Here is a 13,864-nt window from a genome sequence, read left to right on the forward strand (position 1 = left end):
GCCACCTTTTTCAACAAACTTACTAAAAATAACCGAAAAAGTGTTGACATTGATTGTGCACGAGGTATAATAAGGTCAAAGAAAGTCAAAGTCAGGTCGAAAGATCAAACTTTTACCTTGATGAACAAACTTGAAGAACGTCACCTCCGATTAGCGGTCTTCGATTCTGTGCAGCCTTTGACTTTCGTTCCCCCTATTCCGGCAGGCCCCTTCTCCCCTGAAGGGACCCGCCGTTTCCTGAATCACATGAGAAATACTTAAATCGTACAATGAAAGGGGCATGCCTTCATGCGCTGTCAACACTGTAACCATAATCAAGCAACCGTCGGTTTGAGCCTCACCCTTAACAATAAATCCGAAAAAATGTTCCTTTGCGAAGACTGCTACGCCAAAGTGAGCGGCGGCGTGCCGTTCGCGGCAGGCATGGGACAGTCTGGCCAATCACCGTTCGAAGAACTGTTCCGCGGCTTCATGCAAGGTCAGTCCTCCAACGGACAGCCATCCCGCCAACAAGGCGCTCAAGCGCAAAACGGTCGCCGCGGCGGCGGTCTGCTGGATCAACTCGGCCGCAACCTGAACGATGCGGCTCGCGGCGGCAAGATCGACAACGTCATCGGACGCGACGAAGAGATCGATCGCGTGATCGAAATTCTGAATCGTCGCAACAAAAATAATCCGGTCCTGATCGGCGAGCCGGGCATCGGCAAGACGGCGATCGCCGAAGGTCTTGCGCTCCGCATCACGGAAGGCCAGGTTCCCGCGAAGCTTTTAAATAAAGAAGTATACTCGCTGGACGTCGCTTCCCTCGTGGCAGGCACAGGCGTCCGCGGTCAATTCGAAGAAAAGGTCAAGCAACTGATCGCCGAGCTGGAGCAGCGTCAAAACGTATTGCTGTTCATCGACGAGATTCATTTGCTGGTCGGCGCGGGTTCTGCGGAAGGTTCCATGGACGCGGGCAATATTCTGAAGCCGGTACTCGCTCGCGGCGAACTGCAAGTGATCGGCGCGACGACATTGAAAGAATACCGTCAGATTGAAAAAGATGCCGCGCTGGAACGTCGTTTCCAACCCGTGATGGTCGATGAACCGACTGCCGAAGAAACGGTCGAAATTCTGAAAGGACTGCGCGCGAAATACGAGCAGTTCCACGGCGTTCGTTACCCGGACGAGACGCTTGAAGCGTGCGTGCGTTTGTCGAGCCGTTACATTCAGGACCGTTTCCTGCCGGACAAAGCGATCGACTTGCTGGACGAATCCGGAGCGAAATTGAATCTGCGCGCTTCCACGGGCGGAACCGATGAGATCAAGGCTCGTTTGGAACAAATCAAGATCGAAAAAGACGCCGCTGCACGGGAAGAAGATTACGAACGCGCCGCCAAGCTGCGCGATGAGGAAACATCCCTGACCGCTCGTCTGAACGGCGAAGTTCCGGCTGAAGAGATGCTTGAAGTCAGCGTCGAAGATATTCAAAACATCATCGAACGCAAAACAGGCATCCCGGTCGGCAAACTGCAAGCGGACGAGCGCGGCAAAATGAAAAATCTGGCCGCGCGTCTGGAAAGCCGCGTCATCGGCCAAGCGGAAGCGGTCGACAAAGTTGCCAAAGCCGTTCGCCGCGGACGTGCCGGACTGCGCAACGATACCAAGCCGATTGCCTCCTTCCTGTTCGTCGGACCGACCGGCGTCGGCAAAACGGAATTGTCCAAAGCGCTGGCGGATGAATTGTTCGGCAGCAATGAAGCGATGATCCGTCTCGATATGAGCGAATACATGGAACGCCACTCCGTGTCCAAGCTGATCGGCTCGCCTCCGGGTTATGTCGGTCACGAAGAAGCAGGGCAATTGACGGAAAAAGTCCGCCGCAATCCGTACAGCATCATCCTGCTCGACGAGATCGAAAAAGCGCACCCGGATGTTCAGCATATGTTCCTGCAAGTGCTCGACGACGGGCGTCTGACCGACAGCCAAGGCCGTACGGTCAGCTTCAAAGACACGGTTATCATCATGACGTCGAATGCAGGCACAACAGCCGAGAAGAAAATCACGATGGGCTTCACGGCGAAAACGGAAGAAACGCGCTCGATCATGAATTCGCTGGGTCAGCATTTCCGTCCCGAGTTCCTGAACCGTTTCGACGGGATCGTACCGTTTGCTTCACTCAAGGAAGAAGACTTGGTGACGATCGTCGACAACATGCTCGGCGAGATCAAATCCAATCTGTCGGCGCGCGGCATCTCGCTGGATATCACGGACGAAGCGAAGCGCAAACTGGCCGAGCTGGGCTACGATCCTTCCTTCGGTGCCCGTCCGCTGCGCCGTATGATTCAACAACATGTGGAAGACGGCGTGACGGATTTGCTGCTGGATGACGAGGACGTAACTGCCATCACGGTAGAGTTGGTTGACGATCAGATCGTGGTCGTACGAAACGAAGACGTTCAAACCAGCGTAGCGCCTCTGCTGCATAAAGAAGTCTAAACTTAATCCCTTTTCTTTTCGACAATATAGATACAAAAAAGCTGCCTTGAACCGATTACCGGTTCAAGGCAGCTTTCTTTTTTTACAATCCATTCGTCCGCTCGACATAAGTCTGACCGGACTGCTTCATCTCGAAGTTGCTTTCGTAGCGCAGATTGAACATGCACGAATACAAGACGTTTAATACATAATCAATCGCAATCTGGGAAGAAAAGGTCGCAATCTTGCCCATCGGATCTTCGCTGAGCGGCAGCGGAAGCACCAGATCGCACAGATTAGCGAGCGTCCCCTCGCTATTGGCGGTGATCGCGATCAGCTTGACCCCTTTTTGCTTCATCGTATCCGCATATGCCGCGTACCCCGATTGCCGACCGTGATACGTAATGAACACCGCGCAGTCTTCCGCTCCGGCATTATAGGCATGATAGCCTTGTTCCTGCATCAGGTGGGTCACATGCACAAGCCGATTGATCTTCAGCAGCTTCCCCTGAAAACTGAGCGCCCGCACCATGGAATCCCCTGTCGCGAACAGATACACCTGCCGCGCCGAATCCAGCATGGCGGCGGCAGCGTCCAGATCCGGTCCATGCAGCAGCTCCGCGCCTTCCCGCACGGTCGCCTGAGTCAAATCAGCGATGCGTGCGGCAATGGTCTCCGCGCTTTCTTTTAGACCGAAAGGCACGTTGGCATCTACGTCTTCGATCCCTGCCGAACGCTCAAGCTCCGAAGCCAGCACAATCTTGAATTCGCGAAAACCGCTGACGCCCAGCTTTCGGCAAAGACGCACAATCGTGGGGTTGGAAGCATAAGCCGCCGCCGCCAACTGTCCGATCGTCATGCCCAGCACCTGCTCCCGACGCTCCAGCACATAGCCGGCAATCTCCCGTTCCGCTTCGGAGAAACCTTCCCCGCGGCGTAATTTTTCAAGCAGCAATGAATTCCCTCTTTTCCCGTTTCGACTCCGAATCCCGATCATTCAAGCGTACTTAAAGTACGTATCCGCGAAGGCTTTGTCCGTTTCCATGTACTTCAATTATAATGTCCGCCGGGTCGAGCCACAACAGGCAGAGAGCGCCTATAATGGGGGTGGGAACTCTCTTGTTGTACCTTTAATTCGGGACAATGCTGGTCAACGAATTGGAAATAATCTCGATAAACGTTCCGGCGAATTCGCTGGTCGGCGCATGGACGCGGAACAGATACGAATCCCCTTTTTCCGACGTCCAAATGATGTAGTTCCAAAGATTACCCTTCGAATCGCTTGCTTGTATTAACAGCTTGGCAGAAGCCATCGGGCTTTCGAATAATTGGTCGCCGCTGTAACTGCTGACCGTACCGTACTTTTTCAACTCGGCTCTGCCCTGCTTACTCACTTTTTGCAGATTGAAGTTGGCCGGAAGTTTCTCGATCTGCGCGTTATAAGACGGATATTGGGTCAGGTAGATCTTGTTTTTCGCCTTGCTGAACGTATAGCCGTTGGCCACATAGAGCGAGTAGCCGTTGCCTTGCTTCAGGTGAGCCGTACGTTTGACGTTCTTGCCTTGAACCATTAGCGAAAACGACTGAGTGGCCGGACGCACACTTTTGCTGGCAGAGGCGGAGCTTGCAGCCGCAGCCGATAAGGTCGTGCCTGCCGCATGCGCCTCATTGGACAGCAGGGAATTATCGGAAGCTGCGAACGGGACGGCTAAGGAAAAAGCAAAAGTCAACGCGGCGATTTTACGGAATGGTTGGTTGAATGTACGTTTCATGATTGAACACTCCTCTAATTTGGGTTTGGGGAACAGAGAACGAAAAGCCCCCTGGTCCTTGTGATGCATTAGACGGGAGTGTGCATCGAGGCATTACACTTTTCGCAAAATTAATTTGAAAAGAGGAATCATAGATGAAGATCGGAATCGCAGGAAGCGGCATGATCGTACGAGTGGCTTTGGATGCGTTGGCAGCAATCGAAGGGACAAAAGTGACGGCGATCTGTGTGCGGGAGCGCAGCGAGCAGACCGGACGCGAACTGGCTGAACGTTATGGTATCGATACGGTCTATACGGACTACGATGTGATGCTCCAAGACCCGGACGTCGAATTTATTTATATCGGGATCGTGAACAGCTTGCACCATCACTATGCCAAACGCGCGATGGAGGCGGGCAAGCATCTTCTGGTGGAAAAACCGTTCACGTCGACCGTGGAAGAAGCGCGGGAATTGATGGAACTGGCGGAGTCGAAAAAGCTTTACCTATTCGAAGCGGTCGTAACGCCGTATTCGCCGGATTACCTGAAAGTCCGCGAACTGCTGCCGGAGATCGGTCAGGTTCGCCTGGTGCAAAGCAACTTCTCCAAGCGCTCCAGCCGCTACGGCGACTACCTGGAAGGCAAAGTGCTGCCCGCGTTCGATCCGGAACTGGCCGGAGGCGCGCTGTATGACCTGAACATTTACAATCTGCATTTCGCGATCGGCTTGTTCGGTCGTCCGAACGATGCACGCTATATCGGAAATATCGGTCCGAACGGGATCGACACGTCCGGCGTGCTGACGCTGGCCTACGATGGATTCGCGGCTGCCTGCCTGGCAGGCAAAGACTCCGACGGCGACTGCTTCACGCTTCTTCAAGGAGAGAACGGCAGCATCCGCGTGGACGGTCCGCCGAATATGTGCAGCTCGATCACGTTGAAGACGCGCGAACGCGAAGAGACGTTTGCGTTTGACGTTCCTAACAATCATATGTCGAACGAGTTCCGCGCCTTCGCTCGAATGTACCGGGATCGGGAATGGGGAAAAAGCATGGAGATGCTGCGGCATTCCGTGCTCGTCATGGACATCGCGACGAAAGCGCGCCGCGAAGCCGGGATCGCGTTTGCGGCGGATCGAGTGTCTCCAAGCGTATGACCGTGAGCAAACTCAATGACGCGCATCTTCATCAGAAAAAGCGGTACGGGAACATTCGGTTCCCGTACCGCTTTTTTGTGCGTTTCGTTTTTGACTATGCGCCTATCATTTTTCCCGAATCGCTCGGCCGAAATTACCGGTTCAACACGCTGTCTTCCAACATTGAGGCTTTATCCCCGAATTTGCGCTCGATATGCACCATGCCCCAATTGCATAGCGAATCGAGAATGCCGCGAAGGCTTTGCCCGTACTCCGATAATTCATATTCGACCTTGGGCGGGACCTGATTATACGCGATGCGGTTGATAATCCCGTCTTCCTCCAATTCGCGCAGCTGTTGGGTCAACATCTTCTGCGTGATACTCGGCATAAGCCGTTTGAGTTCGCTCGTGCGGAGCTTGCCGTGAGTCAAATGACACAGGATCACGCATTTCCACTTCCCGCCGATGACCTCAAGCGTGGCTTCGACCGAGATATTATATTTTTTTGCCGCCATTATAGGTTCGCTCCTTGTATCGGGATGAATTCGGATCGTATAGGCACCAAAAAGTACCTACAGTACTTAAAAGTACGTACTGTTCATTCCTAACCCTTTGTTTCATACTAACATCACCGGCCGAAATTAACCAGGGCGTGCACGCCCCGTCATGACTCGCATGCGCTTCGCATCGCGAAACCGAACAGGAGTGGAATCATTATGGCTTTATCCTCGAAAAGAAGTACTTTGGCATTGCTCGCTCTCGCGGTCAGCGCCTTCGCGATCGGTACCACCGAGTTCATCAGCGTCGGGCTGCTGCCGCTGATCTCTGCCGATCTGGACATCCCGGTCTCTCTGGCAGGATTGACCGTCACCTTATATGCGCTTGGCGTTGCTTTCGGCGCTCCGGTCCTCACTTCGCTCGCCTCCGGCGTACCGCGCAAAACCTTGCTGCTGGGCATTATGGTGGTGTTCGTGATCGGCAACGCGCTTGCCGCAGTCTCGACGGAACTTACCCTGCTGCTTATTGCACGGGTACTCAGTGCTTTCGCGCACGGCGTATTTATGTCGGTCGGATCGACCATCGCCGCCGACCTGGTTCCGGAAAACCGCAGGGCCAGCGCCGTATCGATCATGTTCTCGGGCCTGACGGTCGCGACGGTAACGGGCGTTCCGCTCGGTACTTTTATCGGCCAGCAGCTCGGTTGGCGCGCCGCGTTCGTCGCGATCGTCGTGATCGGCGCCGTTGCCTTTGCAGCCAATCTGCTGCTGATTCCCAAAACCGGATTGCGCGGAGGCACGCGGACGCCGGTATGCGAGCAATTGAAGTTTGCGCGCAACGGTCGCTTACTGCTGGCCTTGCTGATTACCGCGCTGGGTTACGGCGGCACATTCGCTGTATTCACTTATCTGTCTCCGATTCTGACGGGTATTACCGGTTTCGGCGAATCGGTCACGGCCCTGCTTCTGCTGCTCTACGGCGTCTTTATCGCGGTCGGCAATCTGGTGGGCGGCCGTGCGGCAAACCGAAAGCCGTTATCGGCGCTGCGCATCATGTTTGCCGCTCAAGCTGTCGTACTGCTTATTTTGTTCTTCACTGCGCCGTTTAAAGTCGCCGGATTGATTACCGTACTGGTCATGGGGCTGTTCGCGTTCATGAACGTACCCGGTCTTCAGGTGCATGTCGTCAATCTGGCCGAACGGCTGTCTCCCCAAGCCGTCGATGTCGCCTCGGCTCTCAATATCGCAGCTTTTAACGCAGGCATTGCGCTGGGAGCTTATATCGGAGGAGTGGCGGCCGAACACGGAGCGCTTCTGCATACCGCTTGGATCGGTGCGGCAATGACGGCATCGGCCGCTCTGCTGACCGGCTTCGCTATTTCGTTAGAACGCCGCACTGAAGCCAAACGTTCCGGCGGCCTTGCCGCTTGATCGATGAACACAAAACCTATCGTTTTGGAATACTTTTATTTCTATTATTCATGACATTCAGGAGGAACAGCTAATGAAAACGACTTCTAATCAACAGACTGCCCTTGCTCTTAACGATCGCATCACACTGGTTTCCGGTACGGCGATGCCTCCGCTCGGACTCGGCGTATTCCAAGTCGAAGAAGGCGACGATCTGATCGCCGCGGTCAAAAGCGCGATCCGCCTCGGCTATCGCAGCATCGACACGGCAGCCGTGTACGGCAACGAATCCGGCGTCGGCCAAGGGATTCGCGAAGCGCTGCTCGAAACCGGCCTTCGCCGCGAAGAATTGTTCATCACTTCGAAAGTATGGAATGCAGACCTCGGCTATGCCGAAACGCTGGCCGCCTACGAGCTAAGCTTGCAAAAGCTGGGATTGGACTATTTGGACTTGTATCTGATCCACTGGCCGGTCGAAGACAAATATCAATCGGCATGGAAAGCGCTCGAAGAGCTTTACCTGGCAGGCCGGGTCAAAGCGATCGGCGTCAGCAACTTCCAAACGCGTCATTTGGAAAAACTGATGCAGAATGCCGAGATCACCCCGATGGTCAATCAAGTCGAGTTTCATCCGTTTCTGACGCAAAAAGAGCTTCTCGATTTTACTCGCAAGCACAATATCGTAATGGAAGCCTGGTCGCCGTTGATGCAGGGCGGTTTGTTCGAAGAACCCTTGCTGCTGGAGCTGGCCTCCAAATACGGCCGAACGGTCGCCCAGATCATTCTGCGCTGGGATTTGCAGCACGGGGTCGTCACGATTCCGAAGTCGATCCGCGAAGCGCGCATCGCGGAAAATTCGCAGGTATTCGACTTCGAACTCTCCCCGGCGGACATGGAGCGGATCGACGGATTGAACCGAAATCTGCGCGTCGGTCCCGATCCCGACGATTTCGATTTTTAATTATAGACATAAGGAACACCTTCGGGTGTTTCTTTTTGTTTTTCCAAGGTGCGCGCGTTGTTGAGTTTGCTTAGACGCCGTGGTTTTCACCCTTTACCTTGCTTGCTTTAATACAGCGAAGAAAAAAAGTTTTTTTCTTTTTTTATATTCATTTTTTGTCGAACTACACCGATAAATTCCATATAAAAGGGGATTTTATGTCGAAGGAAACGGCATATTGAACGCGTCGAAAAGATATTCCGGCGCGTCAAGCCGTCACTTCCGCGTGAACGCAAGCTTGTCATCGAACGCGTTCGACGTACCGATTCCACAGCTATTTATTCCAGGATAATGGAGAGTGACTTTATGAACATGTTTCACAACCTCAAGCTTCGTTCCAAACTTTTAATTCTGAATGCAACAGCCATCGTATTCCTGCTGATCATAGGCGGGGTCAGTTACGCCTCGGTCAACCAGATGGCTTCGAATTCGCGCATGATGTACGAAGAAAGCCTGGTTAAGGTCAAATCGATCAATCAGGTCATCACGAACTTCAACCGAATCATGAATGATATTTTGCAAATGATGCTGACTACGGATGAGGCCAAAAATACAGAAATGAAGCAGCGATTCCAAGATACGTTCGAAAAAAACTCTAACCTCCTCGAACAATACGATCAAATGAACATGACCCCGGATGAGCAAGCACTCTTCGATCAACTTGGCGATTCTCGCGCAAAATTACTCGATCTGGAAAACCAAGTCATCGCGTTAGCTGAAGCCAACCAAAATACGGAAGCTTATTCGCTTTATTTGAATGAACTTGAGCCTCAAAAAGAAGGAAGCGAAACACTGTTCCTGCAATTGGCGGCTTATGTCGAAAATGATGCGGAAGTCAGCAACGTCAAAAATATCGAAGCGGCCGCGTTCTCCAAAACGGTAAGCATCGTTTCGCTCGTCTTGGCGGTCGCTTTGCTATTGCTGATGGCCACCATGATTTTGCGCTCGATCACGCGTCCGCTGCGCGAGCTGCAAGTTCTGATGCAGCAGGCAGCCGAAGGCGACTTCACCTCGACGGGCAAAAGCCTGACCAAAAACGAAATGGGTGCACTGACTCGTTCTTACAACAGCATGGTCGGGGCATTGGGTGTGCTGGTGAAGCAAATTTCGGAAAATGCGGTTACTCTGGCCGCAAGCTCGGAGCAACTTCTTGCAAGCTCCGAACAAACCGCTCAAGCCACCGAACATATCTCCACGCAAATTCAGGAACTTAGCGAAGGGTCCGACTCCCAAGCTCGCGGATCGATCGAAATGAGCCGCACGATGGAAGAAATGAATGTCGGTATTCAACGGATTGCCGAGTCGGCAACGGAATTGGCTTCGAATTCCCAAGAATCCGAAGTCAACGTGACTCGCGGGCACGATAAACTCGAACAAGCGATTCGCGAAATGGAACAAATCCATCGCTCGATCGGAACCTTGTCCGAAGTCGTCACTTCGCTTAACGAAAAGTCCGCCAGCATCGGCGAAATCACCGACACGATCAAAGCGATCGCGGATCAAACCAGTCTGCTGTCCCTGAACGCGGCTATCGAAGCCGCCCGCGCAGGAGAGGAAGGCCGAGGCTTTGCGGTAGTTGCCGCAGAAGTCAAAAAGCTGGCCGAACAAACCCAGGAATCCTCCTCCAATGTATCGGGACTCATCCATGAAATTCAGAGCGAGACGCAAAATGCTTTCCGCAGCATGGAACTCAGCCGTACGCAAGCGGAAACCGGACGTCAAGTGATGCGCGACGTATCCCTCGTCTTCGACGGCATCATGAGCAGTACGCGCAATCTGTCCGTGCAGCTGCATGAAGTCTCCGCAGTCACCGAAGAGATGTCCGCAAGCTCAGAGGAAGTATTGGCAACGGTCGAGTCGTCCTCCATGATCGCGACCAATTCCAAAGACATGACCCAAAGCGCAGCCGCGGCCACGCAGGAGCAGCTTGCTTCCGTGCAGGAAGTCACCGGCTCCGCCGCTTATCTCAGCAAGCTCGCGCAGGATCTGCAAACATCAATCGAACGCTTCAAAGTCTGATCGAAGACGGAAGCGACAAAACAAGCATCGACACGCAAAAAAGGAAGATATCCCTTCGGGGATGTCTTCCTTTTTCTCTTGAGGATGTCGATATTGCGAGTCGCTTATTCCGGTCCCAACAGCTCCAACAAATCAGCATCCGTCAACGACGTTACGCTGTCTTCGCCGGGGCGAATCACATCGTCGATCAGGGTGATCTTTTTCTGTTGGAGTTCATGCATCTTCTCTTCTACCGTTCCGCGTGCCACCAGTCGGATAACCTGAACCGCTCGGGTCTGGCCCATTCGGTGCGCACGGTCTTCGGCCTGGCGCTCGACAGCGGGATTCCACCACAGATCGTATAAGATGACGGTATCGGCCCCGGTAAGATTTAGTCCGGTTCCGCCCGCTTTGAGCGAAATCAGGAAAATATCTTTTTCGCCTTCATTAAATCGTTCGCATCGATCCAGTCGTTCTCTCGGCGGCGTATTGCCGTCCAGATAAAAGAACGGCATCTCGCGAACCCCCAATTCGCGTGCGATCAGGCCGAGCATCTCCGTAAACTGCGAGAACACCAGCACCCGGCGTCCCGCGCGGCGGCATTCCTCCAACGTCTCCAGCAGCTGCTCGAACTTGGCCGAACGTCCTTCGTATCCTTCCACGAACAGTGCAGGATGGCAGCAAATTTGGCGAAGCCGGGTCAAACCGGCCAAGAAACGGACACGACTTCGTCCCAGCTCTTCGCTGTTATCCAGATGCTTCAATGTTTCGTACCTGAGTTTGGCAAGCTGGCCTGCGTAAAGCCGCTTCTGCTCCGGCAGCAGTTCCGTTACGCGCACGGATTCGATCTTCTCCGGCAGCTCGCCGAGCACGTCGACCTTCAATCGACGCAGCAGAAACGGTCTGGCCCGTTTGGCTACGGTCTCGCGCGTCAACTCCGCGAATTTGCGGCGGTTGGGATATAGGCCCGGCAGCACGGCATCGAATATGGATCGAAGCTCGTCAAGAGAGTTCTCGATCGGCGTGCCGGTCAAAGCAAAACGGAATCCGGCTCGCAGCGACTTAACGGCCCTTGCTGTCTGCGTATCCGCATTTTTGATCGCTTGCGCTTCGTCAAGCATGAGCGCGTGAAACTCCATGCGTTCGTAATGCGGCAGATCCCGACGCAATAGCGGATAAGAGACGATCAGCACATCTGCCTCTGCCGCATGCTCGGGAGACAGCAGCGATTCCCGTTCAGCCTTACTCCCATCCGCGATCAAGGCGCGAAGCTGCGGCGCAAACCGTTCCAGCTCGCTGCGCCAGTTGTACAACAGCGATGCGGGAGCCACGATAAGCGCAGGTCGGCCGCTTTCCCGGATCTCCGGCAGTACGGACAGCAGGTAGGCGATGCTTTGAACCGTTTTTCCCAGACCCATATCGTCGGCAAGCACGCCGCCCAGGCGATAATGGGCCAGCGTCTTCAACCAGCGATAACCGGTTTGTTGATAATCGCGCAGCACTGGAGCCAGCGATTCCGGCACGGGGAAATCGAGCAGATCCGGGCTTCGAAGACTATCCAATAATCGGCGCAAGGCTCGATCAGGCCGCATTAAGCTATCCGGACCTTCTGCATACTCTTGCAGCAAATGCAGTCCTTCTGCAACGGGTAGACGGAACGACGCCGCGTCTTCCTCCGACAAAAAAGGGCGATGCCCGTTCAGAAATTCAGTCAGCGTTCGAAAAGCCTGCGTCTCAAGCGGAAGCAGCGCACCGCTGCGCAAACGATAATACTTCCGTTTATCCAACAGCGCTTCGACAGCAGAACGAATTTCGGCTTCCGGGATTCCTTCGATGGCAAAATGAAACTCCAGCCAGTTGGATCGTCCGTCCAGCGCAGCCGAGATTTTCGGCGGCGGACTGGCCGTAATCACGCGTTCTTTGACCGAGGTCGTAGCGTACACCTTCGCTATTTTTTCCAAATGCGGAACGATCCCGTGCAGGAAAGCAAATTCCCGTTCTTCGTCCTGCATATAATAACCGGCTTCTGTACGGATAAAGCCGGCCTGCTCCATCAACTCCAAAATTTGCAGTTCCTTGCCGCCTTCCCGGACAAGAATCCGGCTTTCTCCCCGCCGTTCTCCTCCGCGCTCCAGCGGATTGATGACGATATCTCCATATTGAAACTCCAATCCGGCCAACAATCGATCATGCACCCGGTCCAGGTAAACGCGTGCAGCCAGCGGAATCCGTACCACCTGATCCGATACGCCGCCTGCAAAAAACACATCGCCCAGCTTCATCAGTCCCGGCACGACCCGTTCCATAAACGCACGAATGTGCGGCTCGGGAATATCCACCGTATCCCCGTCAAGACCGTTATCGCCCGACTCTGTATTCGCCGCCAGAATCTGCTTCAATTCAGCTAAACGACGCGCCTCCGCCGAACCGATGCGGTAAAAGATTCCGGCGTTGAGCGTCAGTCCGTACGATTCAAGCACGGTCGTCTCATCCATGCCGCGCGCACGCATACGCAGCGAGCCCGCTTGTCCGCGATCAAACTCGAAACGAAGCGGCAACAATTCCTTCGAGACGTTGATTCCCGAATGCGTACGCCCTTGAGCCCGAACCGCCGCCTTGGGTGCCGCCCCCAATAAGCTCACCAATCCTTCCCAAGCATGCGGCGGCAAAGGCAGCGAAGGGGGATCTCCGATTTCTCCCGTATATAATGCACCTGCCGAAGCCCGCTGCATTTTCTCGCTTCGACGAATCTCCGCCAATCTCAGCAGCACGGCATCATCCCGAATCCCGAAGCAGTGATCCGCAGGATCGTAGGTAAAATGACGGGAGAAAGAATAACGTTCCCCGCGTTCGAATCGGGTTAAAAATTCGCGGATATCCGATACAGCGTATGTTCGGTCTGGGCCGACTCGCAATTCCGCACCAAGCAATCCCCGCCGTGGCCCATGCGGATAAGGAGCAATCCAAAATTCCGCTTTTAACTCTTGTCGCGATTCGAAGATCGAACGCGATCCGGCCAACGCACGCGGCTGCCGGCGGAATAAATCCATCACTCGACCCACCAACCGGTTCTCTGCCCGTTCTTCTTTCTTCAAGACACTCTCGCCGTCCAAACGTCCGCTTTCCCTTTCCGCTACATCAGCTTCAAAACGCCCCGGCTCGTCTTGCACGTCTTCGGCAAAGCTTTGCAGCTCATCGCCGTCGCCATCATATGCATGCAGAGTCTCTGCGCTCTGAGCATCTTCTGCTCCATTAAGCGTCAGCCGATCTGCACTCTCATGACTCAACAATCCTTCTCTTCGCAAATAAAGAAGCTGCAACAAGGCCGCCGCCGTATGCTTGCAGCAGCGTTCAAAAGCAAACCCGGCCGAACATTCGCACTGCGCCGCTATCCCGTCATCGCTTCCAAAACGAAGGGTCAAACGCAGCGTATCGCCGTCGCGCACGAAAGCTTCATAGACCCCCGAGCCTTCCTCCGTCAGCCGCCGCACTTCCGCTTTTCCAGCACGAAACAACGTCTCGCCTTTCCGGTAGGCGCCTGCTCCGCACAACGACTTGATCATCCGTTCATTCCATTCTCTCTCCGCCGCTCGTTCTCTCAATGCACGTCCTC

At 54.1% G+C, this 13,864-nt stretch carries 9 protein-coding genes; 5 read left to right on the top strand and 4 right to left on the bottom strand.

Going from position 1 to position 13,864, the window contains the following annotated elements; all coding sequences use genetic code 11:
- The first annotated feature begins 288 nt into the window (after positions 1–288).
- Positions 289–2,478, top strand: coding sequence for an ATP-dependent Clp protease ATP-binding subunit (locus SACSAC_RS02045; protein WP_051506798.1), 2,190 nt, complete (start codon positions 289–291; stop codon positions 2,476–2,478).
- A gap of 82 nt (positions 2,479–2,560) precedes the next feature.
- On the opposite strand, the gene SACSAC_RS02050 is transcribed toward SACSAC_RS02045, so the two are convergent.
- Both SACSAC_RS02050 and SACSAC_RS02055 read right to left on the bottom strand, forming a co-directional pair.
- A complete protein-coding gene (locus SACSAC_RS02050) occupies positions 2,561–3,412 on the bottom strand; it encodes a MurR/RpiR family transcriptional regulator (RefSeq protein ID WP_037282937.1) in 852 nt (283 codons plus the stop codon).
- Positions 3,413–3,587: 175 nt separating this feature from the next.
- Positions 3,588–4,229, bottom strand: coding sequence for a hypothetical protein (locus SACSAC_RS02055; RefSeq protein ID WP_051506799.1), 642 nt, complete (start codon positions 4,227–4,229; stop codon positions 3,588–3,590).
- A 134-nt stretch (positions 4,230–4,363) separates the two neighbouring features.
- Here SACSAC_RS02055 and SACSAC_RS02060 point away from each other — a divergent pair, with 134 nt between their 5' ends.
- Positions 4,364–5,365 (top strand): Gfo/Idh/MocA family protein, encoded by a 1,002-nt coding sequence (locus SACSAC_RS02060; protein WP_037282940.1) that lies wholly within the window; start codon positions 4,364–4,366, stop codon positions 5,363–5,365.
- A 133-nt stretch (positions 5,366–5,498) separates the two neighbouring features.
- On the opposite strand, the gene SACSAC_RS02065 is transcribed toward SACSAC_RS02060, so the two are convergent.
- A complete protein-coding gene (locus SACSAC_RS02065; RefSeq protein ID WP_037282942.1) occupies positions 5,499–5,861 on the bottom strand; it encodes a winged helix-turn-helix transcriptional regulator in 363 nt (120 codons plus the stop codon).
- A gap of 201 nt (positions 5,862–6,062) precedes the next feature.
- On the opposite strand from SACSAC_RS02065, the gene SACSAC_RS02070 reads away from it, so the two are divergent.
- From SACSAC_RS02070 to SACSAC_RS02080, 3 genes are all read left to right on the top strand, one after another.
- Positions 6,063–7,274 carry an MFS transporter gene (locus SACSAC_RS02070; protein ID WP_037282944.1) on the top strand — a complete coding sequence of 404 codons (1,212 nt, stop codon included), beginning with the start codon at positions 6,063–6,065 and terminating at the stop codon, positions 7,272–7,274.
- A gap of 73 nt (positions 7,275–7,347) precedes the next feature.
- Positions 7,348–8,214, top strand: a complete 867-nt coding sequence (locus tag SACSAC_RS02075; protein WP_037282948.1) for an aldo/keto reductase — start codon at positions 7,348–7,350, stop codon at positions 8,212–8,214.
- A 345-nt stretch (positions 8,215–8,559) separates the two neighbouring features.
- The gene (locus tag SACSAC_RS02080; RefSeq protein ID WP_037282951.1) at positions 8,560–10,272 is read left to right on the top strand and encodes a methyl-accepting chemotaxis protein; all 1,713 of its coding nucleotides are present in this window, start codon (positions 8,560–8,562) and stop codon (positions 10,270–10,272) included.
- A gap of 104 nt (positions 10,273–10,376) precedes the next feature.
- On the opposite strand, the gene SACSAC_RS02085 is transcribed toward SACSAC_RS02080, so the two are convergent.
- On the bottom strand, positions 10,377–13,853 hold the full coding sequence (locus SACSAC_RS02085) for a DEAD/DEAH box helicase (RefSeq protein ID WP_084777874.1): 3,477 nt from the start codon (positions 13,851–13,853) through the stop codon (positions 10,377–10,379).
- Between the last annotated feature and the right edge of the window lie 11 nt (positions 13,854–13,864).

The organism is Saccharibacillus sacchari DSM 19268 (genome assembly GCF_000585395.1).
Lineage (GTDB): Bacteria > Bacillota > Bacilli > Paenibacillales > Paenibacillaceae > Saccharibacillus > Saccharibacillus sacchari.